Origin of the sequence: Desulfonatronovibrio magnus (assembly GCF_000934755.1) — a bacterium.
GTDB classification, from domain to species: Bacteria; Desulfobacterota; Desulfovibrionia; order Desulfovibrionales; family Desulfonatronovibrionaceae; genus Desulfonatronovibrio; species Desulfonatronovibrio magnus.
Map to the genome: position 1 here is coordinate 104,930 of NZ_KN882177.1, position 23,407 is coordinate 128,336.

A 23,407-nucleotide genomic window follows, 5' to 3' on the forward strand; every position below is an offset into this window, starting at 1 on the left:
GAATCCTACGTAGAAATCAGACTTGAAATGATAGTTTAGGGAAATTCAAACCTTTCCTGGTTCAACATTCTGACCTTACAAATCATTTCAAAATCTCTATCTCGGTGAAGTAGAAGTGTTTTATTCTCAATGGCTAGCTGGGCAATGCAACAGTCTATGGGGCTTCTGACAGTAATCCCCTGTGTTCGTAATTCAAAATAGATCCGGGCTGCCTCCCGCCAAGTTTTTGTTGTGGTTTCAAGAAAATATTGGGTCGACAGATAATCTTCAAGAAGTCCCCATTCTTTCTCATTCAAGGCACCCTGAAGAAGCTCCAATTGATTAAAACGGGAAAGGCAAACCAAATGATCCCGAGTTTTTTCCTGAAATGCGGAAACCACGTTTCCGGTTTTATCTCTCATGATTTCGACCCAGACGGACGTATCCACAAGGATCATTTATTTAGTTCCCTCATTTTTTTATGATTAAAATCCTGATAAAACTCAATACGTCCCGCCAGTTCAGTTAGATCTTTTCGTTTTTTGACTTTGATATACTCCCGCAATGCTTCATTAATAAGTTCTTCTTTGGTCTGAAGGCCACTAACGGATAAAGCATCCTGTAACAAATTATCATCTATAGCAATTTTGGCTTCCATTCAGCTCCCCCTGTGGACTTATGAGTATGCAGACTTTAGTACCTTGCACCGAAAAACCTGTCACAAAAAACAAGAAAGTGTATGGCAGCATAAAGTGACAGGTCGCTTGGGTTTGGGACTGTCCCCGCTGGGGACTAATTGCCGGTACACGCTTATGTCCTGCGAAAGTATAAATTCCGGCAAAGCCAAAGTGTATGTTGCGGGGCCTGTCCCAATTATGATGCAGTACTCTTTTCTTAACACTGAGTTGCGGGTGAAAACCGCATTAGTTTATTAAATCATTTTTATTGCCTGCTGGCAAGCTATCACTCAACTTGTCAAGATTTGGTTAAAGAGAATGCTGCCCTGGTCAGAAACCGCCTGCCTCTGCTTCCCTGGGGATTGCCAAGCCCCAGCTTGGCGTCTTAATTCTTCACTCTTCTTTCTTCTCGTCCGAGCTGGGGCTCGGCCCTCCCCAGAGAAAGAGCGCCTGCATCAGTTATTATGAGGAAAGGCGGAGTCATCCCGGCATCTATATTTTTCATGGCCAACGCGTGTCCCTTACAAGGTGGATGGCTGGTACACTTAATAATGGGACGGGCGTTCCCCCTCCCTGGGGAATGCCAAGCCCCAGCTTGGCCTGCCTTATTCAACACCACACTCTATCACCCAAGCATTTCCTGGATACGCACTGGACCACCTCCAGTCCTGAGGGTTCCCGCACAACCCGGCCTTGACCTGATTCTGGTGAATATAGTCCAGAACTATGTAAAAATGTTCCTCATTGCGGATATAGCGGTCCCAGTAATCTCTCATCCAGAAACTCTTGCCTGTAACCCCAAGCCCCAGGCGGTCATTATTAGCAATAGCCCAGCGTCCGGTAAAAGATTTCCATGACTGAACCTCTTGTTCGAAGGAAAATGGCCTGAGTTCATGGACATCAACTAACACCTTCGGCCAACTTGTCTATGTCAATTTTTAAATGTGGTGAATAGTTACTAAATACTTTCAAAAGGGAGCATTACCCGTTTGTTAAAATTCATGAATACAAATCAGGATGCAGGCTTTATTAAAGAGATGAAAAATGTGCTGAACAGGTACTGTCATTGTATCTTATATCAAAAAACTGCCACATCTTCACACTTCGCGTCAAGCGCGAAATGTAAAGATGATGTTTACATTTCGCGCTTGACGCGAAGTGTGAAGATGATACGTCTTGATTTATATTTTGATAACAAAGACAATCCGCATTATTGGTACAGGCATGGACAACAATGTCAGTTGTAAAATCAGAATCCTGGTGCTGACCTCTACCTTTCCCAGATGGCATAATGATTTTGAACAGGGATTTGTGTTTGAGTTGTCCCGCAGACTGACGGATAAATTCGAATCACTATAAATAAGTTCGGGGTGCCTGCCCCAATTGCAATGAGGGATGCGGCCCAGGTTGTTACGTTCCTTAAAGGCATGTGTTCAGGTATGATGATTTTTTGACGAGACAGGTTGACTGCTTGAAGATATTGACATCGGCCGAGCTGGGGCTCGGACCTCCCCAGGGAGTGAGCGCCTGTATCATTTTTCATGGGGAAAGGCCAGATTCAGCCGGTCATCTTATTATTCGCGATCGTTATATGACACCTGCAAGGTTAAAGACTGGCACACTTAATTATGCTGCAGACGTTTATCCCCTGGGAGCGCCAAGCCCCAGCTCGGCTTCTTATCTTCTTTACTCTTCAGTTTTTCTTCTCTGTTCCCGGCTGGGTATGTAGCTTAGCACTTGCCAAGGATAAGGCACTCTTAAAACAAGGCTGTAATCTATCATTACCCTGGTTGACAACATAAAGAACGAATGTTACATGAAACAAAAAGGAGCATGCAATGCCTTTATCAATTCGTCAAAGAGTGCAAAAGCACAGGGAAAAGCTGAAGCAGTCAGGATTGCGTCCTGTTCAGATCTGGGTGCCGGATACCAGAAAAGAGGACTTTGCTGAAGAATGCCGCCGCCAAAGCCTGATGATTGCCGATGATTCTCAAGAAAAGGAGATTCTGGACTGGATTGAAGATGTTTCAGATGTCAGAGGCTGGAAAAAGTGAGGCGCGGAGATATTGTAAGCATTGTGCAGCCTGGAGCATACGGCAATCCGCGTCCGGCACTGATTATTCAGTCGGACCTGTTCAGTATGCACCCGTCAGTAACAGTTCTGCCCATTACCAGTGATTTGCGCGATACTCCATTGTTCAGGCTGAATGTTGAGCCTTCAGAATCTAATGGTCTGCGCACAACCTCCCAGGTTATGATTGACAAAATTACAACTGTACCACGGGAAAAGGCTGGAAATGTTTTTGGAAAGCTGGAGGCTGATGCACTAAAAAAAGCGCAGGGCCTGCTGGCAGTCTGGCTGGGGATTGTGTAAACGCAAAAGCCTGATCATTGGACAATTTTTACGGCCGAGCTGGGGCTCGGCCCTCCCCAGGGGTGAGTGCCTGTATCCTTTTTCATGGGGAAAGTCCGGAGTCAGCCAACTATTTTATTTTTCATGCCCAATACACGTCCCCTGCAAAATGAAAGGTCAGCCCCCATAACGATGTTGCTGTAGTTCCCCCCCCCCTGGGGAACGCCGAGCCCCAGCTCGGCCTCTTATTTCTTTAGATTTTGCCTTATCAGGTAACTTGAAGGGTGTAGTCAGTAAATTCAAGGTGCTGCTTTTTTTGTCTTATCTGTCGTTGTGAATAAAGAATTCACCTCGTTCCTCGGTGAAAAATGCCGAGCTGGTGCTCGGCCCTCCCCAGGAGTGATGGCCTGTATCATTTTTCATGGCGAAAGGCTGAAGTCAGCCGGGTATTCGTATTTGTATTACTGGCGCGTGTCCCCTGCAAAATGGAAGGTCAGCTCACATAACGATGTTACTGACTTTTCCCCCCCTGGGAACGCCGAGCCCCAGCTCGGCTTCTTATCTCTTTACTAATCTGTCTTCTCTTCTCTCTTGGTTGTACCGGGGCTCGGCCTTACGTCCATCCAAGACGACATCTATCCTAACGTAGCATCCGCTCCATCAATATTCTCGTGAAAATTTCCCATATCTTCATCTTTCAGTCCATTAAGAAATATTTGCATATCAGCTTGGTCATTATCTCCTAAATTAATATACAACTGGGCTCCACCACTTTCTATAACATACCTGATTTGAGGATCTTCACCCTCAAAAGCATCTGATCCTCTCCACTGGTATTCTTCAAAACCGTCAATTTCAAATAACAACGTATCTGCATCAGCCCCTGACACAAAATCCATTATTGTATCATACCCTTCTACTGGAGAGTCATCCACGCTGGTATAGACAAACACATTGCTCCCTGCCCCGGGATTGGCAGAATCTCCACCCCAGAGTTCATCAGCCCCTTGTCCGCCGATTATGGTGTCATTGCCCTCCCCGCCGTAGATTGTGTCATTGCCTTCCCCGCCGATCAGGGAGTCGTTTCCTGTTCCTCCTAAAAGGTAATTATCGCCGGTGCTGCTGGACGCATCCACAGTATCATCGCCACCAAAGGCCAGAACAGCAACATTATTGCCCAAGTGTTCTCCAGGGATTGTTATCTCTTCAGAACCGTCAGTCCCTAAAATCACATTGTCAGCTCCGTCAAGTTGAAGCTCTTCCAAATTACTTAACCCGCCCAGCGGGGAGATGTCGCTGATGTCGTTGTTACGCAAATCAAGGGATTCTAAATTCACAAGGCCGGACAAAGGGGATATGTCGCTGATGTTGACGTTCCACAAAGTAAGGTGTTGCAGGTTCACAAGGCCGGACAAGTCTGATATGTCGCTGATGCTGTTGTCCCCCAAAGAAAGATATTCCAGGTTCACAAGACCGGACAGCGCAGATATGTCTGTGATCTCGTTGAACCCCAAAGAAAGTTCTCTCAGGTTCACAAGACCGGACAAATGGGATATGTCGCTAATTTCGTTGCCTCCTAAATATAGTTGTGTCAGGCTGACAAGGCCAGGCAAATGGGATATGTCGCTGATGGTGTTGCCGCTCAAACCAAGGTTTGTCAGGTTCACAAGATTAGACAAGTCAGATATGTCGCTGATATTGTTGTTGTCCAAGCCAAGATTTGTCAGGTTCACAAGTCCGGCCAAACTAGATATATCTTCTATCTGGTTATTATAGGCTCTAAGATATTGAAGGTTTTCCATGCCCTCAAGCGCGGAGATATCGTTAATGTTGTTGTATCCTAAACCGAGATTTACAAGGTTCGTCAGATTCGAGAGTCCGGATATGTTGCTGATGTCGGGATTCATGCCCAGGTCAAGATATTCCAGTCCGGTCAGGCCCGACAGGTCTGACAGATCGTTATTGTCAAGAGAATTGTCAAACAGGTGAAGACTGGACAGATTTTCAAGCTTGGAAAGTGCGGCAATGCTGTCTATCTCATTGTAGTTCAGGTGAAGATACGTCAGGTTCACAGCATGTTCCAGACCGGTTAGATTTACAATTCCCTCTTCCTCTTCATACAGACTTGTCAGTTCCTCCATATCCCCTTTTGTAAGTTCGTGTCCGGGGTCTTTTCCCAGCGCTCCCAGGATTGCTGCTTTGAGGTTTTCATCAGGGATGCTTACATGTTCATCAGAATCATCTATTACCCAGCTAAGCCAGTCAATACCAGCACCCGGGCCTGTGCTTCCCAGGTTAGCCAAATTCACCCCCTGAAGCTCAATTTTCATGTCTGCTATACCATTGCCACTGACATCTATCTCCAGGATTTCTTGAGTTTCATCAAATCTGGCTTGAGGCCCGACGCCTACAGAAAAAGTATCATCACCAATATATTGAATGTCTTCCTCTACATTATCAAGCTGGACATGCAAAGCATCCTTTGCAGGATCAAAATCCGTTATTGTATCATAACTTGGATTTGCTGGCGAATCTGCAATGCTTTTAAAAATAAACAAATTGTTCCCGGTTCCGCCGGTCAAAGTATCAGCTCCAGACCCGCCGCGAATAGTGTTATCGCCGCCGCCCACGATAGAATCATCGCCTGCTCCGCCCCATATCATGTCAGGATCGGTTCCTCCGATTATGGTATCGCCGCCGTCTCCGCCGTATACGGTGTTTTCACCGCTATTCAGTACTATATGATTTTGACCGTTGCCTCCAGGACCAACATTAATTAAATCATTGCCTCCACCAGCGGATATTTCATTGTTTCCATGCCCCACAAAGATTTCATCATGACCTTCACCGCCATCTATTGTATTATCCCCATTTCCTGCGATAATAGTGTCATTGCCATCACCGCCAAGAATGCTGTTGTGTCCGTCTCCAGCAATAATTTCATCATCCCCTCCACCGCCAAGGACGGTGTTGTCGCCAGGACCTGCGTGAATCCAGTCATGCCCTTCTCCGCCGTCAATGGAATTGTCTCCCGCAACACCCCAGATGGTATCTTCGCCTCCGCTGCCGACTATGGTATCATTGTTCTCAGTCCCGTTGACAATTTCAAAATTGGCAATATCCTGTGTATGAAGAAGTTCCTGCGAGCTGTTGATGATCTTGGCTTCTCTAACAGCCAGGTTAACATACACAGAATCCAAAGGATCAAGAAACCAGTCAAAGTCCTCATATCCTTTTACAGCAAAGTGCAACGAATCTGTGCCCACCCCCCCGTCTAGAGTATGGTCACCCAGGGTGCTCCATATGGTGTCATTGCCGCTGCCGGATATAATGTGTACGTCAAACAGTTCGCCTTCATGAGGGTGACCCTCTTCCCAATAAGCATTGTTAATTGAGTAAACAAAGCTGTCGCTCTGTCCGGTCAAGTCGACCCCCTTACCCCCCCATCCGCTCAGTACTATTGTCTGGATATTATTTAAATCACTGTCTGTGCTTAGAACATTATCCGTATGGTCTCCCGAAAAAAACGCGAGTACATTGTTAATACCACCTCCCCCGTTAATAATATCGTTATTGGCATAGCCTGATTCAGGAACGCATATCCAGTCTTCCCCGGATCCGCCCGAAATCGTATTTGACCCAGGCCCTGTAAAAACATGATTGTCTCCGCCTCCCGTGTTTACAATATTATCACCGGTATTTGTTTCAATTTGATTATTGTCTGAACTTCCATAAATAGTGTCGTTACCCAAACTGCCGAAGATATTTTGTATGTTGAAAATTTGCTGAGTATATTCTGTACTCATCAGACCAGTCACGACCGCAGAATTATTTTGCAGGTCAATATTAACAGATTCAATGACAGGATCATTTTCATAATAGCTCAAAGTATTAATGCCAGATCCGCCATCAATGGTGTCCTGGCCGATATTTCCATAAATATGATCATTCCCTTCATTCCCGTATATTTTGTTATCACCCTCTCCAGAATAAATCAGGTCATCTCCGCTGCCTCCGTATATTACATTGTTTCCGGTGCTGTAGGCAGCATCTATGGTATCATCGCCATCCCCTCCATAAACTGTATTCTGTCCGGTTGCAGTTGAGTGAATGTGAATCAGGTCATTGTCGCAATTGCCATAAATAAGATTATTCCCCTCACCGCTTACAGAAATTGTATCATTTCCAGTCCAGCCGTAAACAGTGTTATTGCCGTTCCCGTTGATCCAGAGGTCATCATTTCCTTCCCCGGCATAGATTCTATTCCCATGAGAATTGTGAATTTGTATCTGGTCACTTCCGGCAAACCCAAAAACAGCGCTTTTCGGATCAGAAGAGGAAACTACTAGTTCATTACCAGACGGATGGGGAGAAAGTTTATCATCCCCATCCGTCCCCTTGACAAGGTTCACAAACCCATTTTCCGTAAACCAGCCATAATTCGGGTCCCCGCCCGCGCCCATATTTGCCCAGTTCTCAGGGGCTGAATTGTCCGTGGGCGGCGGTGGCGGTGGCGGCGTCGGCCCTGGCCCAGGCCCAGGTGTAGGCTCCGGCGTAGGTTCCGGAGTAGGCTCCGGAGTAGGCTCAGGTGTAGGCTCCGGTGTAGGCTCAGGCGTTGGCTCCGGAGTTGGCTCCGGTGTAGGCTCAGGCGTTGGCTCAGGTGTGGGTTCCGGCGTAGGTTCCGGAGTGGGCTCTGGTGTTGGAGCAGGCGTGGGTTCCGGAGTGGGCTCTGGAGTTGGTTCGGGTGTAGGTTCAGGAGTCGGTTCCGGAGTCGGTTCAGGAGTCGGTTCCGGGGTTGGCTCCGGAGTCGGTGTTGGTGTAGGTGCTGGCGTTGGCGCAGGTGTAGGCTCAGGCTCAGGTTCCGGTTCCGGTTCTGGTTCCGGTTCCGGCTCTGGTTCCGGTTCAGGCGTTGGTTCAGGAGTCGGAGTCGGTTCAGGTGTCGGTTCCGGTGTTGGCTCGGGTGTAGGTTCAGGTGTAGGCTCCGGGGTAGGTTCAGGAGTCGGTTCCGGGGTAGGCGCAGGCGTTGGTGCTGGTGTTGGCGCAGGTGTAGGTGCTGGTGTAGGCGCAGGTGTTGGTGCAGGTGTAGGTGCAGGTGTTGGCGCAGGCGTTGGTGCAGGAGAAGTAGCTATAGAATATGCAGGTATTATTTGAAACTTGGTTTTGGCCTGCGTCATGGATTGAGGATCTGAAGGATCGGGTATATCCCCATCATCAGGATCTGGAGGTTGAGTAGGAGCAGGAGTTGGTTCGGGTTCAGGGGTTGGGTCCGGGGTGGTATCAGGATCGTCAGGGTCATCTCCTGGTGCTGCACCGACTCCGTCGGGCAAGGTATCGTCATCATCAGGATCGTCCGGATCCTCGTCCGGAGGCTGTTCACCCAGAACAGCAGGGGCAAACTCCCTGAAAAATTCCATTTCCTGAGGCGTGATGGGTCGCATGAAACCCATGGGCTGGTCCCTGAAAACATCCATCATGCTCATGGGCAGGGTAATTACCCTGATTTCTCCAAATGAATCCTGGATAATAACGCTGAATCCCTCGGAAAGATTCTCAGCACCGTGGGATTCATGATCCACCTTTATCATGTGTACTGTAGTTGTTCCCCTTATCCCTATAAGAGACAAAGGAGATTCCAGATTTACCCTTTCGGGAGTCTCTTCTGCTATCCTGCCAGTAACATGACGAAAAGCCCCCTGCATCAGATTAAAGGAAAGTCCTGAATTCTCCATGGCCTGAGGGTCAAAAATATATTCATCAAGCCTTAGCACTGAATCAGGGCCCTGTGAAAGAAGGGTATTATCCAGAAAGCGGATTTCCACATTGGAATCTGATTCTGTTATTATAGTTTCTTTTTCATATACGGAAGAGCCATGTTCTAAGAGCCTTATCCCGTCCATGTTTTCAGCCCTGACACTTCCCTTAAGTCCTATGACCTTGCCGATTTCCTGTCCTGGTAATTCACTCATGATTTTTTCCATGATTAAAAGGTTCAGACTCGAGCCATGCAGACAATGTATGTCTGCGCAGGGGCTGAATCAAACTCATGTGTGTTGATAAAAATAATCGGTAACTAATCACCATAGTTTTTGGTTAACCTCAAACTTGCCTGATAAAGAATTGTTAGCCTCAGTAAGCCAGACTGAAAAGACATACACAGGATATCTTTCGGCGGACGACCTGTCCGCCGAAAAGCTGTCAGCACCTGCGGTGCAACACTCTGCCGCGCCGCAAGGCGATGGCATCCTTTCCTGCTGGCAAGTCGCCAGGAGGAAAATATTCAGTCTGTCTTACAGTCTGCCTTTACGTCGAGCGCAGCCGGTGGCAAATAATTTTTATTATAAACCTTAGCCCCAGGCAGGCTGCCTGTTATGGTGAATAGTTACAATAATCGTAACAGTTAAGCCATTTGAAAAAATCAATATTGCGACAATACATCCAGCTCAAGTATGCCCATGGCGTAAAGCATGCCGTAAACCGCCAGGTCCTGATCCACATCAGCATAGATGGCATTGCTCAAGGCGTTAAGGTGAGTTACCTCGCCGTTTAGTACGTCAAGCAAAGATCTGGTTCCAAGTAATCGCTCGCGTTTGGCAAGCTCTAAAAACTCTTCAAGTATATCGGCCTGATCCTTTAGAAAACGTGCATTCTCCCTGGAAGTGATCAGATTCTGCCATGCTGTGAGCACCCTTTCCTCTATCTGAGTGCTTAGATCTTCTCTGATTTTTTGCTGTTCTTCTAAGATATGTCTGGCCTGGGCTGTGGCTGCTCTGTCTTTACCACCGCTGAATAAAGCCCAGGTTATTTCCACCATGCCCAAAGCTTCGTTTCTCGTGCCCCGGACTCCTGAGTCATTTTCCTTTCGTTTCAGTTCACCCACCAGGTTCAGGCGGGGCAGGTATCCGGCCTGCCGGATTTTGATATCATGCTCTGCCATTTCTATATTGTACTGGGCAATATGCAGGTCCAGGCTGCTTTCCTCAGCTGATTTTACTGCCTGCATGACTGAAGCAGGAAGGTACTCCAGGGGGCTGGATGGTCGGGTCATCTGCCGGATATCTTCATCTGATATGCTAAACCCGAATACAGTATTGAAACGGCTGCGGGCAATACTGAGCTGTCCTTCCGCCCTGGCTCTCTGGGCCATGGCTCCGGCCAGCTGAGACTTGGCCTGGAGAACATCCGATGCCAGGCCGGCACCCCTGGTGACCAGGGTTTCCTCAATGCCTGTGAGGTCAATAATCCTCTGCTCAGACTGTCTGGCAAACTCTAGCCTTTTTGCATTTCGGTATACATCAAGATATGCAGTGATGCCCTGAAGGATAATATCCTGTCTGGTGGCAGCCAGCTCAACCTCGCTTCTTCCAAACCCTGCCTTTGCCCTGTTGATGCCTGAGCCGGTCCGTCCGAAATCAAAGATGAGCTGACTGGCCCGCAGGCTCTGATAGTTGCGGGTTTCACTGGTGGAAGACCTGGGGCCCGGCGGATCAATGTATTCCTGGCCAACACTGGCTGTGCCGTAAAGATGGGGAAGCCAGTCTGCCCTGGCCTGGCGGACATCCTGGGCTGCTGCCTGTCTGCCTGATTCAGCCGCCTGAATCAGGTTGTGTTCAACAACAACCCTCTCCAGCATCTGGTAAAGGGTCTGCCCGTAAACAGGGGAAGAAAAGAAAGAGGGCAGTACAATAAGAATCAGGAATGATATGCGATAAATCAACGACATGGACCAGGCTCCTTTTTTTAAAGTTTAGCCCATATTAAGGAAAGCAGGAACAGTCACTTCGGGATCTACTTGAGCATTAACCGATGTATTCAATGTGTCATCTTGGAGGTAGGTGTTTTCCGGAAGATCAAGACACTGTGCTACACTCAAAGGTCTGATATGGTTGACACTGTAACTTTTTGTGAAAATCACGGTGGTAAAAGATTCAGTTTCCGGGTGGCAAGGTACAATTTACGCAGTTGTTAGGTTTTAAGAATGGTGACTTATGAAGCATGAATATCTTCATTAAGCATAAAAAAGCCAGTATCACCATGGCAGGCAAATGCGGGCTTTTGACAGCAAAGAAGGAACCTTCTTGTCTGATGAGTTGATTTCTATCAAGCATCAAGACTCCCATGCAAAGCTTATGTAAAGATTGGGGCTAAACATATCTGACTACAAAGGCAGTTTGACTATAATTTTATATATAATATTTTAATCAAATCATAAACTATTTGTCAATATAAAAACATGGAAAAAGTTCTTCAATTTCTCAAACCCATGATGAATTGAGAAAAATCAATAGTGATCGCAGCACTTTCGATATTATTGGCAATGCTAATTCTCTGCGTCTTTATTTTTTGTATGAGCATGAGAGTTATCCTGACTGGTTTGCCAGAGTGCAAATGCTCAACTATGAAATCCGACCATTAAACAATAAAAGATTGAGGAGCCTCCAAAGTGAAACCGTTAAATGACTTGAAACAAAAGCTCATGGAAGATTCAGAGGTAAAAAACTGAGTATGACCGCCTGGAGCCGGAGTTCAAGCTTGCGTCCATGCTCATAGAGGCCAGGTCCAGGGCTGGTCTTAGTCAGAATGATCTGGCCATACGCATGGACACAAAGCAGGCCAGTGTTGCCAGGATTGAGTCTGGCAAATTCAACCCAAGTATAGGGAGTCTAAAAAAATATGCAGCTGCAACCGGGCATGTTCTCAAGATTGAGATGCTGCCCAGAGCATAAAGAAAAATATATCACTTGATTGAACTGGAACATGCCAGGCTAAAAAAGAACTGAAGTAAGCTGAGACCATAATCGAGTTTCAAAAAAAACTTCAGAAATAATGGAGCTTATGGGCATCGGGAGCAAGGCATGAACAACCAGTAAGCACCCATCCGCCACACCCTGAGAAATATTGTACCCCAGGATATTTTGCCAAAAAAAAGGGTTACGATTTTCACCGTAACCCCTTGATTTTATTGGTCGGGAAGACTGGATTTGAACCAGCGGCCCCCTGCTCCCAAGGCAGGTGCGCTACCAAGCTGCGCCACTTCCCGTAAAAGAATTAAGTTATACTTCTTGTTGCAAGTTTGTCAATAGATAAAACAAAAAAATATTTTTTAAACGCGCCCCACGCTGGGAGTCCGAGTCCAAACCAAAAAAGTAACTGCAGTATTCAGTCACCTCTTTGTGAATTTTGCAGACAGCATCACTTGTTGAGCAAGGCTATCATATCTTCATGAATTAGCCCGTTGGTGCCGAGAATTTCGTGCATTCCCGGCAGATAAGCATCACCGTTGAATGTGGTAACCTGCCCGCCTGCTTCTTCTATTAAACACAGACCTGCTGCAGTATCCCAGGGGTTGAGCCCGATTTCGTAAAATCCATCAAATCTTCCAGCCGCAGTGTATGCCAGATCAGTAGCAGCTGAGCCGCACCTGCGCACGCCACGGGTATTAGTCAGTGCCTGGCGCATGTGCTTGATAATAGAGTCAATTTCCTTGATTACTGTATAAGGAAAGCCTGTGGCGATGAGAGCGGGCTTCAGGATCCTGGTTTCAGATACGCGGATGGACTTGTTATTACAAAAAGCGCCATGCCCTCTGGCAGCCTGGAACATTTCTTTTATAACAGGCAGATAAATAATGCCCATATCCACCTGCTTTCCCGTCCACAGGCCTACAGATACAGCCACAAAAGGAATGTGATGAGCAAAATTGGTAGTTCCATCCAGAGGATCGATAATCCATAAAGGCTCTGACCCAAGGATAGTGTCATTGGCTGATTCTTCGGCCAGAAAACCAGCCTCAGGTAATATTTTGCCCAGCAGCTGCTTTAGCTCCTCCTCAACAGCTACATCAGTGTCAGTGACCAGGTCTATAGGGCCTTTATATCTGATATTTCTTGGCTTATCCCATGCCTGGGAAATCAGGCTGCCAGCTTTTTCAACAGCCTCTACTGTTTCTTGAATAAGTTTTGATGTGATATTCATGTGTTGAAAACTCCTGTTAGCTGTAGTTTATAACAAACGCCTGATGCGAAAAAATTTTCACAGCGAGGCACAGTCCCTCTGCCAGGCGCAAAGTTCCCGTCTTTGACGGAACTTTTCAGGCAAATGTGCATGAATTATAAGCAAAAATCGTAAAAAAACTGAAAAACCTAACTGTCTGATTTTGCAGCAAATTTGGTTTAAGTTTCTTACAGATAAGTTGATGAAGCACCGTTCCTGCATTCACTTTCTATAATACCAGAAAGTTTAGCGCTTGGCAAAAGCTGATAAAACTGGCAAGGTTTCCAGTATCGAATATGTATGATGGGAGGATAATCATGATCGAAGAATCTTCAGAAACCAAACCTTCTTTATATGTAGGAATTGGAGCTTCAGCCGGAGGCCTGGAGGCCATAGAGACCTTTTTTAGCGGCATGGACTGTGACACCGGACTTGCTTTTATTGTGGTTCAACACTTATCACCTGACTACAAGAGTCTTATGAAGGAAATTCTGTCCAAGAAAACCAAAATGAATGTGAACCGGGTTGAAGACGGGATGGAAGTTCAGGCTGATAACATTTATCTTATCCCCCCCAAAAAAAATCTGACCATATATCATGGCCGTCTGATGCTGAGTCCTCAAGAACATGCCAAAGGGATTATAAATCTGCCCATTGATATATTTTTACGTTCCCTTGCCCAGGACCAGGGTGATAAAGCTGTCAGTGTTATTCTGTCCGGATCAGGCAGTGATGGAGCCAGGGGAGTGAGGGCTGTCAAAGAGAATGGAGGCATGGTCATGGTGCAGGATGAAGAAAGCGCCCTGTTCAGCAGCATGCCCAAGGCCGCCATCTCCACGGGGTTGGTTGACTTTATCCTGCATCCGGCTGAAATGCCTGATCAACTGACTTCCTATTCCCGACATCCCTATGTGGCCAAAAAGCAGACTTCTTCCACTGTCAGCAGCGATGAAGACGCATTGAACCGCATATTTGCCACCCTTCGCGACAGATTCAAGGTGGATTTTTCCCATTACAGGCCAAGTACGCTTTCAAGAAGGATTGAGCGGCGCATGACCATAAATGGCGTTGATAATATCAGGGATTACCTGTCCTGCCTTGAAAGTTATTCCTCTGAGCCTGCCATACTGTTCAAGGAGTTTTTAATAGGTGTAACCAGGTTTTTTCGTGACCGTGAGGCGTTTGACAGCTTGAGACAAAGGTGGCTTCCTGAGCTGTTTGGATCTTCACCCAGTAAAGAATACCGATTTTGGTGTGCTGCCTGTTCCACGGGGGAAGAAGCCTACTCCCTGGCCATTTTAGTTAAACAACTGACTGAAAAAATGGATGGCAGGCCAAACATTAAAATTTTTGCCACTGATATTGATCGTGATTCAGTTCAGTATGCTGCCGCAGGAATATATCCTGAGAGCATTGCCGCAGATGTGCCTCCGGAGCTTTTAAAAAGCTACTTCAATAAAAGGCAGGATAGCTTTCAAATTTGCAGGGAAGTGAGGGAAATGGTGGTGTTTGCCCAGCACAATCTGATTAAGGATCCACCATTTACCAAGATTGACATGCTCAGCTGTCGAAATTTACTGATTTATCTCCAGACCAGTCTGCAACGCAAAGTCTTAGAGTTTTTTAACTTTTCCCTGAACCCCAAAGGTCTGCTTATGCTTGGGACAAGCGAAACAGCCGGGGAAATGGGCGATTATTTTGAAAGTCTGGATCACAAAAATAAAATTTACCGTTCCAAGGGTAGGGTCAGACAAACTTTGCATTCTGAAAGTCAGCACTTTGTGCCTGACAGGGCAGACAAAAATTTTTATCACAGACCTGCATATCACCGCAGCGGGCGATCTGCCCCTGACGACATGATACTGGAGCGTTTTATTGAAGCCCTGACTGAAGAGCGAATTCATGTGGCAGTCATTATTAATGAGCACCTTGATGTGCTGCATATCATCGGTGAGAGCAATGAATATTTCAGGCTGCCCTCAGGCAGGCTGTCCATGAATATTTCCAAAATGGCGGTCAGGGATCTGGCTATACCCATTTCCACCGGAGTGCACAGGGTTCTGCGCACAGGTAAAGAACAGAGCTTTTCCAATGTCCGTCTCCGGGAACAGGCAGGGACAAAAACAGTCAATATGCTTATTAAGCCTTTGCCGGCTCAAAAGGGCCAGGAGCCCCTGCTGGTTATTTTTTTAGACAGGCCTCAAGTAAAAAAGGTTGAAAAAAAAGAGCATTGCAGCTCGTATGATCTGTCCCAGGAAGCAGAGCAGCGTATCAATGACCTGGAGCAGGAGCTTCAATTCACGAGAGAAAATCTTCAGGCTACTGTGGAAGAGCTGGAAACCGCCAACGAAGAATTGCAGGCCACCAATGAAGAGCTGGTGGCTGGCAATGAAGAACTGCAATCCACCAACGAAGAGCTGCAATCCACCAATGAGGAACTGCATTCTGTGAATGCTGAATACCAGAGTAAAATTATTGAACTGACTGAACTGCACAATGATGTCGACAATCTGTTGAGCAGTTCTCAGATAGGCAAGCTGCTCTTAGATGAAAATCTGGAAATACGTAAATTTTCTCCAAGTGTACGCAAAATTTTCAAATTGCTGAACACTGACATAGGCCGGCCCATTACACATATTGGCCATTATCTTGAAGGCGTCGATCCATGTGCCATTATCCGTTCTGTTCAGGAAAAAGGGGTCAAGACGGAACAGGAGGTATGCTCCAGCGATGGTCGCTGGTATTTGATGCGTGTGGTTCCCTATGGTGTGGGTCCTGATATATTTTCCGGCACAGTGGTATCTTTTGTGGACATCAACAGATTGAAGCTAACTGAAGAAGCTTTGCGCAGAAATGAGCTGCTCCTGAATAAGACCCAGGAAATTTCCAGAATAGGCGGATGGGAAATGGATGTAAAATCAGGCACCATTGTCTGGACGGATGAGGTTTATAATATCTATGGTGTATCTAAGAATTATAATCCCAGCGATGTGGAAAAAGATATGGATTTTTATGGTCAGGAGGCCAGAAAAAAGCTTGAAAAAGCTTTTGATCGGGCAGTCAATGAGGGTATAGCTTATGATCTTGAACTGCCGTTTACCAAAGCTGACAGCAGCAGAATATGGGTTCGCACTGCTGGCTGGCCGCAAAAAGAAAATGGCAGGGTAGTTAGAATTATCGGCAATATTATGGATATTACAGATATGAAAGAGGTGCAGAAGGCTCTCAAGGAAAGTGAACAGTATTACCGCAACCTGTTCACTGAAATGCCTGCAGCCTTTTCCTTGCACGATATTATTTTTGATGACAGGGGCAAGCCTTGTGACTACCTGTTTCTTGAAGTTAATCCTGCATTTGAAAGACTGACCGGCCTAAAGGCAGGAAACGTTGTGGGCAGAAGGGTGCTGGAAATTCTTCCTGAAACTGAACCTGTATGGATTGAACGTTTCGGTCGTGTTGCTCTTAGTGGCAAGCCTGATGAGTTTGAAGATTTTTCTTCAGAGCTGGGTAAGTATTACCGGGTGAAAGCTTTTAGTCCCGAGCACGGGAAGTTTGCAGTTATTTTTCAGGATGTCAGTGAGGAAATTAAAACTCGCAAGGCACTTCAGGCTTGTCAAGCACAGTTAAACAGCTTAGAAAATAGATAAAGCGTGCTTTGTCCAGAGCGCAATTGAAACAGGGAGAAGGCTGAAGGCTGAAGGTTGAAGGCTGAAGGTTGAAGATTGGATGTTGGAGGCTGAAGACTCAGGACATTGGGAATTATTGATTTTGTCTGTTTCTGATATTTTTTTTGTTTTTTGCTTCAGGATGTAAGCTCCTCGCCAGGGCGGTCCGGGACCGAACCTGTGAGTAACTGCCTTTAAAGTGGAGCCTGCATCCTGCAGGCTATTAAAGTCCAGGCGGTTGGAAGCCGCCTCCACATTGAAGAGCAGTCCCATATTTATACCCCTCGTTCCCAGGCTCCAGTCTGTGGACGTTTAGTTCTTGCGGCTCCAGCCGCTTCTTTAAAATGTGGCTGGAGCCACAAAAAGAGGTGTTCCCAGGCTGGAGCCTGGGAACAAGCGCAAATATACTGAAGTTTGTAAGTGCCTGAATTTATTGTCAAAACGATTATGATTACTTGTCAGAAGCAGTAAGTCACCAATGGTTGATCATCACACCAATAAGATCGGAGATGTCTTAAATGAGCACAAAAGAAAATGAGCAGAGTTTGAGAAAAAGGGCTGAAAGCCTTATTGCTGAAAAGCCTGAAGATAAAACCTCCTTTTCTCCTGAAGAAATAAAAAAGCTGGTTCATGATCTGCAAGTTTACCAAATTGAGCTTGAACTGCAAAATGAAGATTTACGTCATGCACAGCAAAGTCTGCAAAAAACCAGAGACAGTTTTGCTCATCTATATAACAATGCTCCTGCAGGATATCTGAGTCTTGATGAACACGGCATTGTGCGACAGGTAAATCAGACACTTTTAGATATGAGCGGGTATGACTTAGACGTAGTCATGAATCAATCTTTCACTAACCTTCTGCCTGCAAAAGATCAGAAAATCTTTCTGGGACGTTTTCGTCCTTTTTTTAAAAACCCGGATGACAAAAGTTTTGAGATCAACCTGCGGACGCGTCAAGGTCAGATTGTGCCTGTAAAGTTGACTGGACGCAAACAATGCTTTGACAGCTTCACTTCATCACCTGATCATCAGGAAAGGCTGTTGCTCATTGTTGATGATATTACCCGGCTAAAATTTACTGAAGACGCTTTGATCAAAGCCAAATCACAGGCTGAAGCAGCCAATATGGCCAAGTCTGAGTTTCTGGCCAATATGAGTCACGAGATTCGCACTCCTCTCAATGGTATTATGGGCATGGTTCAACTTTTACAGACCACTGACATGACAGAGGAGCAACAGGAATACACTGAACTCGCCCTTAAATCCTCACAACGCCTGACAGATCTGCTATCGGATATCCTTGATATTTCCAGAGTTGAAGCAGGCAAAATGAGCATTACGCTGTCAGAGTTTAATATCAAGCATATCTGCAGAGCCATAGAGGAAACTTTTGGGCTCATGGTCAAAGAGAAGGGCATTAACTTCAGCTGTTCAGCAGCTGAAGATATACCTGACTGTCTCATAGGTGACGAGGCAAGGTTGCGTCAGGTTCTGTTTAATCTGGCCGGCAATGCAGTAAAGTATACTGAAAATGGATCCGTGAGTATTGACATTTCAACCCTGACACCTCTCGCCCCAGATACTGTCAGGCTTCTTTTTCAGATCAGTGACACCGGCATTGGAATATGTGATAATTGTCTAACGAAACTTTTCAATCCCTTTTCCAGAGCTGAGTGCGCGCACACCAGAAGCTATCAGGGTGCAGGGCTGGGCCTGTCCATTGTAAAAAGGCTGGTTGGGCTGATGAATGGAGCGGCATGCTTAGAAACTGAGGAGGACAAGGGCACAACAGCTTATCTGACTTTTTCTTTCAAGATTGCAGATGACAAAAGCTGTGAACAGGGTCCTTCTGATTCCGGTGCAGCAGCTGCTTCTCATACAGAGCAGCAAAGATCAGATGCTTCTGCCTTAAAAATTCTTGTTGTCGAAGATGATCCCACCAACCAGTTTGCCATTCGTAAGATGCTGGAGATGATGAATCATTACGTTTTTATTGCCCACCATGGAAAGCAGGCCCTGGATATTCTGAAGAAAGAAGATTTCGATTGTGTGCTGATGGATATTGAGATGGCTGGCATGGGTGGAATCGAGACAACTCAGGTCATACGAAATGCACCCGAATACTCCAGGTCGAGAGATATTCCCATTGTTGCCATGACAGCCCACGCGTTAGAGAAGGATAAAAATGAGTTTTTCAAGCTTGGAATGGATGACTATATTGCCAAACCTGTACAGGTGGAAGCGATAAAAGAAGCTTTAAACAGGCTTTTGAAAGCATAGCTTGATCTTCCAATCCAGGGAGCTGAAAATGAAATTTTTACCTTCTGTACTGGTCTATTTTTTTCAGAATAAAAAGGCCAAAGCCAATGTCAGAGCGTTACTCAAGTTTATTCTGGTTCTGCTGCTGCTAATGTCATTGTACACCATTGCCTTCCATTACATCAAGGTTTATGAGGGCGAGGAATACTCTTTTATTTCCGGCATATACTGGACAATAGTTACCATGACCACTTTGGGGTATGGAGACATAGTGTTCACCAGTGAACTTGGCAAAATTTTTTCTTCAGTAGTCCTTCTTTCAGGAGTTATTTTTCTCCTCGTCATGCTTCCCTTCACTTTTATTCAGTTCTTTTATGCCCCCTGGCTTGAAGCCCAGAATAAAGCCCGGGCACCGAGAGAGCTGCCGAGAAATACTGAAAATCATGTTTTGTTGAGTAATATGGATCCCTTATCCGCTTCCTTGATTGAGAAACTTAAGCAGTATAATTATGAGTACTCTATTATAACTTCAGATCAGCAGAAAGCCCTTGAATATTATGATCAGGGCTACAAAGTTTTGCTGGGCGACCTTGATGATATGACAACTTATGAAAAAGCCAGAGCTGACCGGGCTGCTTTGGTTTTTTTCAACAATGACGACCAGACCAATACCAGTGCTGCTTTTACATTAAGACAATTTTCCAGGGATGTGGAAATCATTACTTCTGCCGAGGCCAAAGAGTCAGTTGATATTCTTGATCTGGCAGGCAGCACTCAGGTTTATCAATTCCCCAGGATGCTGGGTAGAGCACTGGCCAGAAGAGTGCTGGGCGTAAGCATGCATGCCAACATTATCGGAAGATTCAATGATCTTTTGATTGCTGAAGCCCCTGCCATGCGCACACCTCTCGAAAGCAAAACCCTTATAGACAGCAAGCTTCGAGAGGCCACAGGAGCTAATGTTGTGGGTATTTGGGAACGGGGCAAGTTTATTGCTGCGCTTCCTGAAACCAGGATTACTTCTGACTCGGTTCTGGTTCTGGCTGGCTCTGAAGAGCAATTGGAAAAATACGACGAGATTTATGGAATCTACAATCTTTCTTTTGCCCCTGTTTTGATTCTTGGAGGCGGAAGGGTAGGCAGAGCCGCTGCCGAAGCTCTGGATGAGAACGAAATTGAATACAGGGTGGTGGAAAAGAACGTACGTCTGGCGGCTAATAAAGAAAAATATGTCCAGGGCAATGCCGCTGATCTGTATATCCTGAAAAAGGCAGGAATGGACAAAGCTCCCTCTGTTATTATCACCACCAACAATGATGATTTGAATATCTATCTGACCATATATTGCCGCAAGCTGCGCCCTGAGATCCAGATAATCACCAGGGCCACAAGAGATAGAAATATTTCCAAACTGCACCATGCCGGAGCAGACCTGGTTATGTCTTACGCCTCCATGGGTGCCAATACAATTATTAATTATTTGAAGGGTGATAACGTGCTCATGGTGGCTGAAGGTTTAGATGTATTTAAAGAGAAAATGCCCAAATCCTTAGAAGACAAAAGCCTTGCTGAAAGTGAAATTCGCAAGAAAACAGGCTGCAGCGTCATTGCTATTGAGAGTCAGGGAGAAACCATCATAAATCCAGAGCCTGATACCATACTTGCCAAAGATGATGAATTAATATTAATTGGTACGACTGAGGCTGAATCCAAATTTTTAAGCCATTTTGCGCAAAAATAATACCAGGTAACTGGTAACTCAGTAATAGTGCAGGCCCGTGCTTTTTTTATTCATTTAAATCCAAGGGGTTGCACAAGAACTTTTGACTGTCCAGTGAACTATGACAAAATTAATAAGATTTACATTATAAACAACTAACATTCTGGTCACAACACATGAAAAGCAACATAAAAGAAGGTATTGTTGAGGTTGTCCTGGCTGTCATGCCCATAACCATAGTTGTCATTCTGCTGCAGGTTGTTCTCATTAATATGCCCTGGGAGGTATTTGCCCGGTTTCTTATAGGGGCGGCAATGGTCATGACAGGCCTTTTTCTTTTCCTGCAGGGAGTAAAGGTAGGGCTTTTACCCATGGGTGAAGCCATTGGAGCTGAACTTCCCAAGAGGGGTTCCATGTTTTTTCTGCTTTTTTTTGCTTTTGTGCTTGGCTTCATGGTAACCTTGGCCGAGCCTGATGTCTGGGTTCTGGTGGGGTTTGTGGATTCAGTTTCCGAAGGCCTGGTCAATCGCTATATTCTTGTTGCCTCGGTGGCCCTTGGAGTAGGAATTTTTGTTACCCTGGCCATGCTCAGAACAGCTCTTAATATACCCATTGCCTATCTGCTGGCATCTGGATATATCCTGATACTTGTACTGTCTTACTTTACTCCTGATGATTTTGTGCCCATATCCTTTGATGCCGGAGGTGTAACTACCGGACCTGTTACAGTACCTTTTATCCTGGCTCTGGGGCTTGGCGTTGCTGCTGTTCTTGGAGGCAGATCGTCCATGAATGATGGCTTCGGACTTATTGGCCTGGCTTCCATCGGTCCTGTGCTGGGCGTTATGATTTTGGGGATCATTTACTCATGAGTATGTTAATAGATTTTATTGACTTCAGGCACGTATTAAGTGAAGTGCTGATAGCCATTGGTCCGCTGGTTGGTTTCTTCCTGTTTTTCCAGCTGGTTTACTTAAAAATGTCGAGAGAATATGTCATTAACCTGTTTAAGGGAGTTATTCTCGCTGTAGCCGGCCTTACCCTGTTTTTGCAGGGAGTGCATGCCGGGTTCATGCCTGTGGGAACCATGATGGGTGAAATTATGAATTCTCTGGACCATCTGTGGATACTTATGCCCATTGGTTTTTTGCTGGGCGTGGTAGCCACAGTTGCTGAACCTGCTGTGCGCATTCTTTGTGAAAATGTGGAGAAAGCATCTTCCGGAGCCATTGCCGAGCGTTTCCTGCTGACAATCCTCTGTATCGGGGTTGGGCTGTTTATTGCCCTGGGCATGGCCAAAATAATTTACGGCATTCCCATATATTATATTATTATACCAGGGTATATCTGTGCACTTGTTTTAATGAAGTTTTGCGAGCAAGCCTTTATCGCCATTGCCTTTGATGCCGGGGGAGTGGCTACAGGCCCCATGACTGTCACTTTTGTCATGGCTATTGCTCTTGGTCTGGCAGAGGCCATGGAGGGAAGGAGCGCGGTGCAGGATGGGTTCGGACTTATTGCCTTAGTGGCCATGGCACCTATTCTTTCAGTCATGCTTGTGGGAGTTGTTCTGAATTTCATCCAAAGGAGTGAGTTAAATGAAAATTGATTCAAAATTCGACCTCATAGTCACCATAGTCAACAAAGGCACTTGCCAGACAATCGTCAAGGCCTCCAAGGAGGCTGGTGCTGAAGGCGGAACAATTATTCTGGGCAGAGGAACCGGCATCAGGGAAAACAAAACCCTGCTGGGTATTCCCATTGAGCCGGAAAAAGAGATTGTTTTGACCATTGTTCCTGAGGGCGATACAGATAGAATTCTCGATGCCATAATAAAGGCGGGCAAGCTCGATAAACCCGGCGCAGGCATCGCTTTTGTCTTAGATTTGAAAAAAGTGACCGGAATATGTCATTTGTGTGCGTCGGAATAACACCACAGCGATATTGACAAATAATGGCTCAGGAAATTGAACGAAAATTTTTGGTAACCGGCAACCAGTGGAAAACACTGGCAACAGGCATTGTTTACCGTCAGGGTTACCTTAGTAGAGCCAGGCAAAGAACTGTCAGGGTGCGCACAATTGGGAACAAGGGTTTCATAGCTGTCAAGGGTGTGACTATTGGTGCTTCGCGTCTGGAATTTGAGTATGAAATTCCTTTTGAGGACTGCTGTCAAATGCTTGATGTGCTTGCTCAAAAACCCCTGATTGTTAAAAAAAGGTACAGCATTCCTTTTGCCGGTCTTGTCTGGGAAGTTGATGATTTTTCAGGAGACAATGAAGGTCTGGTTATCGCCGAAGTTGAACTGGAAAGCGAGGGTCAGTCTTATGTTAAGCCTGACTGGGCAGGCCAGGAGGTAACAGGTGATTCCAGGTATTATAACAGCAATTTAGTAGCTTATCCTTACAAATTGTGGTCAAATGGGTGATGGCTGGTATGCGCTGAACCTGGTTTTAAGGTCTTCTGAAGATAAATTAGCCATATTTGAACTCTTACAAGTAACTACAATCGTTTTGCTAATAAAATCAGATGGTTATAATTTTCATATTTTGACGATTTTTGCTTTGATTAATGCACATTTGTCTGAAAAGTTCCGTCAAAGATGGGAACTTTGCGCCTGGCACAGGGACTGTCCCTCGCTGTGTAAATTTTTTCATTAAAGCAAAATTCTTCCAGGAACCAATGGAGCATCAGTCTTGTTTGTAGCACCTCGCGGGGACTGTCCCAATTTCCAGAAAAGTGACAGAGTCTTAAAGTTACTC

Annotated in this window: 18 protein-coding genes and 1 tRNA gene; 12 read left to right on the top strand and 7 right to left on the bottom strand. The window is 45.8% G+C overall.

Going from position 1 to position 23,407, the window contains the following annotated elements:
* Positions 1 to 35: 35 nt before the first annotated feature.
* From vapC to LZ23_RS16705, 3 genes are all read right to left on the bottom strand, one after another.
* Positions 36 to 437, bottom strand: coding sequence for a type II toxin-antitoxin system VapC family toxin (gene vapC / locus LZ23_RS16690; RefSeq protein WP_045216025.1), 402 nt, complete (start codon positions 435 to 437; stop codon positions 36 to 38).
* Entirely contained in the window at positions 434 to 637 is a 204-nt protein-coding gene (locus LZ23_RS16695) for a type II toxin-antitoxin system VapB family antitoxin (protein ID WP_045216026.1), read from the bottom strand. Before LZ23_RS16695 ends, vapC begins: the two co-directional genes overlap by 4 nt.
* 624 nt (positions 638 to 1,261) lie before the next feature.
* Positions 1,262 to 1,567: a hypothetical protein gene (locus LZ23_RS16705; protein ID WP_052507465.1), complete on the bottom strand. Its 306-nt coding sequence runs from the start codon at positions 1,565 to 1,567 to the stop codon at positions 1,262 to 1,264.
* 277 nt (positions 1,568 to 1,844) lie between these two features.
* Here LZ23_RS16705 and LZ23_RS16710 point away from each other — a divergent pair, with 277 nt between their 5' ends.
* From LZ23_RS16710 to LZ23_RS16725, 3 genes are all read left to right on the top strand, one after another.
* Positions 1,845 to 2,015 (top strand): hypothetical protein, encoded by a 171-nt coding sequence (locus LZ23_RS16710; RefSeq protein ID WP_157493294.1) that lies wholly within the window; start codon positions 1,845 to 1,847, stop codon positions 2,013 to 2,015.
* Between the two features lie 479 nt (positions 2,016 to 2,494).
* Positions 2,495 to 2,710 carry an antitoxin MazE family protein gene (locus LZ23_RS16720; protein ID WP_045216033.1) on the top strand — a complete coding sequence of 72 codons (216 nt, stop codon included), beginning with the start codon at positions 2,495 to 2,497 and terminating at the stop codon, positions 2,708 to 2,710.
* Positions 2,707 to 3,030, top strand: a complete 324-nt coding sequence (locus tag LZ23_RS16725) for a type II toxin-antitoxin system PemK/MazF family toxin (RefSeq protein ID WP_045216035.1) — start codon at positions 2,707 to 2,709, stop codon at positions 3,028 to 3,030. Before LZ23_RS16720 ends, LZ23_RS16725 begins: the two co-directional genes overlap by 4 nt.
* A 614-nt stretch (positions 3,031 to 3,644) precedes the next feature.
* Here the strand turns inward: LZ23_RS16725 and LZ23_RS22890 are convergent.
* Positions 3,645 to 8,975: a leucine-rich repeat domain-containing protein gene (locus tag LZ23_RS22890; protein WP_052507466.1), complete on the bottom strand. Its 5,331-nt coding sequence runs from the start codon at positions 8,973 to 8,975 to the stop codon at positions 3,645 to 3,647.
* 449 nt (positions 8,976 to 9,424) lie between these two features.
* Positions 9,425 to 10,729: a TolC family outer membrane protein gene (locus tag LZ23_RS16740; protein ID WP_045216037.1), complete on the bottom strand. Its 1,305-nt coding sequence runs from the start codon at positions 10,727 to 10,729 to the stop codon at positions 9,425 to 9,427.
* A gap of 548 nt (positions 10,730 to 11,277) precedes the next feature.
* Between LZ23_RS16740 and LZ23_RS25600 the strand changes: the two genes are divergently transcribed.
* Together LZ23_RS25600 and LZ23_RS16745 are read left to right on the top strand one after the other, a co-directional pair.
* Positions 11,278 to 11,466: a hypothetical protein gene (locus tag LZ23_RS25600; protein ID WP_353740107.1), complete on the top strand. Its 189-nt coding sequence runs from the start codon at positions 11,278 to 11,280 to the stop codon at positions 11,464 to 11,466.
* 80 nt (positions 11,467 to 11,546) lie between these two features.
* Positions 11,547 to 11,732, top strand: a complete 186-nt coding sequence (locus tag LZ23_RS16745; RefSeq protein WP_198146032.1) for a helix-turn-helix domain-containing protein — start codon at positions 11,547 to 11,549, stop codon at positions 11,730 to 11,732.
* Positions 11,733 to 11,969: 237 nt separating this feature from the next.
* Here LZ23_RS16745 and LZ23_RS16755 read toward each other — a convergent pair.
* Together LZ23_RS16755 and LZ23_RS16760 are read right to left on the bottom strand one after the other, a co-directional pair.
* Positions 11,970 to 12,046 (bottom strand) — tRNA-Pro (locus LZ23_RS16755).
* Positions 12,047 to 12,198: 152 nt separating this feature from the next.
* Positions 12,199 to 12,981 (bottom strand): inositol monophosphatase family protein, encoded by a 783-nt coding sequence (locus tag LZ23_RS16760; protein ID WP_045216040.1) that lies wholly within the window; start codon positions 12,979 to 12,981, stop codon positions 12,199 to 12,201.
* Between the two features lie 335 nt (positions 12,982 to 13,316).
* Between LZ23_RS16760 and LZ23_RS16765 the strand changes: the two genes are divergently transcribed.
* The 7 genes from LZ23_RS16765 to LZ23_RS16800 all read left to right on the top strand — a co-directional run bounded on the left by LZ23_RS16765 (position 13,317) and on the right by LZ23_RS16800 (position 23,073).
* A complete protein-coding gene (locus LZ23_RS16765; RefSeq protein WP_232300531.1) occupies positions 13,317 to 16,646 on the top strand; it encodes a chemotaxis protein CheB in 3,330 nt (1,109 codons plus the stop codon).
* Between the two features lie 536 nt (positions 16,647 to 17,182).
* Positions 17,183 to 18,946 (top strand): response regulator, encoded by a 1,764-nt coding sequence (locus LZ23_RS16775; protein WP_052507467.1) that lies wholly within the window; start codon positions 17,183 to 17,185, stop codon positions 18,944 to 18,946.
* Positions 18,947 to 18,974: 28 nt separating this feature from the next.
* Positions 18,975 to 20,666, top strand: coding sequence for a potassium channel family protein (locus LZ23_RS16780; RefSeq protein ID WP_045216045.1), 1,692 nt, complete (start codon positions 18,975 to 18,977; stop codon positions 20,664 to 20,666).
* 155 nt (positions 20,667 to 20,821) lie between these two features.
* Complete coding sequence (locus LZ23_RS16785; protein ID WP_045216047.1) at positions 20,822 to 21,517, top strand: DUF1538 domain-containing protein; 696 nt, start codon at positions 20,822 to 20,824, stop codon at positions 21,515 to 21,517.
* On the top strand, positions 21,514 to 22,254 hold the full coding sequence (locus tag LZ23_RS16790) for a DUF1538 domain-containing protein (protein ID WP_045216049.1): 741 nt from the start codon (positions 21,514 to 21,516) through the stop codon (positions 22,252 to 22,254). The genes LZ23_RS16785 and LZ23_RS16790 overlap by 4 nt, the downstream gene beginning before the upstream one ends.
* Positions 22,244 to 22,576: a P-II family nitrogen regulator gene (locus LZ23_RS16795; RefSeq protein WP_045216051.1), complete on the top strand. Its 333-nt coding sequence runs from the start codon at positions 22,244 to 22,246 to the stop codon at positions 22,574 to 22,576. The genes LZ23_RS16790 and LZ23_RS16795 overlap by 11 nt, the downstream gene beginning before the upstream one ends.
* Positions 22,577 to 22,599: 23 nt before the next feature.
* A complete protein-coding gene (locus LZ23_RS16800; RefSeq protein ID WP_045216052.1) occupies positions 22,600 to 23,073 on the top strand; it encodes a CYTH domain-containing protein in 474 nt (157 codons plus the stop codon).
* Positions 23,074 to 23,407 lie beyond the last annotated feature (334 nt).

Excerpts from the sequence above, each read along its gene's own strand:
- vapC (WP_045216025.1), bottom strand. The coding sequence starts at position 437 with ATGATCCTTGTGGATACGTCCGTCTGGGTCGAAATCATGAGAGATAAA.
- LZ23_RS16695 (WP_045216026.1), bottom strand. The coding sequence starts at position 637 with ATGGAAGCCAAAATTGCTATAGATGATAATTTGTTACAGGATGCTTTA.
- LZ23_RS16720 (WP_045216033.1), top strand. The coding sequence starts at position 2,495 with ATGCCTTTATCAATTCGTCAAAGAGTGCAAAAGCACAGGGAAAAGCTG.
- LZ23_RS22890 (WP_052507466.1), bottom strand. The coding sequence starts at position 8,975 with ATGAGTGAATTACCAGGACAGGAAATCGGCAAGGTCATAGGACTTAAG.
- LZ23_RS16740 (WP_045216037.1), bottom strand. The coding sequence starts at position 10,729 with ATGTCGTTGATTTATCGCATATCATTCCTGATTCTTATTGTACTGCCC.
- LZ23_RS16745 (WP_198146032.1), top strand. The coding sequence starts at position 11,547 with ATGCTCATAGAGGCCAGGTCCAGGGCTGGTCTTAGTCAGAATGATCTG.
- LZ23_RS16760 (WP_045216040.1), bottom strand. The coding sequence starts at position 12,981 with ATGAATATCACATCAAAACTTATTCAAGAAACAGTAGAGGCTGTTGAA.
- LZ23_RS16765 (WP_232300531.1), top strand. The coding sequence starts at position 13,317 with ATGATCGAAGAATCTTCAGAAACCAAACCTTCTTTATATGTAGGAATT.
- LZ23_RS16775 (WP_052507467.1), top strand. The coding sequence starts at position 17,183 with ATGAGCACAAAAGAAAATGAGCAGAGTTTGAGAAAAAGGGCTGAAAGC.
- LZ23_RS16780 (WP_045216045.1), top strand. The coding sequence starts at position 18,975 with ATGAAATTTTTACCTTCTGTACTGGTCTATTTTTTTCAGAATAAAAAG.
- LZ23_RS16785 (WP_045216047.1), top strand. The coding sequence starts at position 20,822 with ATGAAAAGCAACATAAAAGAAGGTATTGTTGAGGTTGTCCTGGCTGTC.
- LZ23_RS16790 (WP_045216049.1), top strand. The coding sequence starts at position 21,514 with ATGAGTATGTTAATAGATTTTATTGACTTCAGGCACGTATTAAGTGAA.
- LZ23_RS16795 (WP_045216051.1), top strand. The coding sequence starts at position 22,244 with ATGAAAATTGATTCAAAATTCGACCTCATAGTCACCATAGTCAACAAA.
- LZ23_RS16800 (WP_045216052.1), top strand. The coding sequence starts at position 22,600 with ATGGCTCAGGAAATTGAACGAAAATTTTTGGTAACCGGCAACCAGTGG.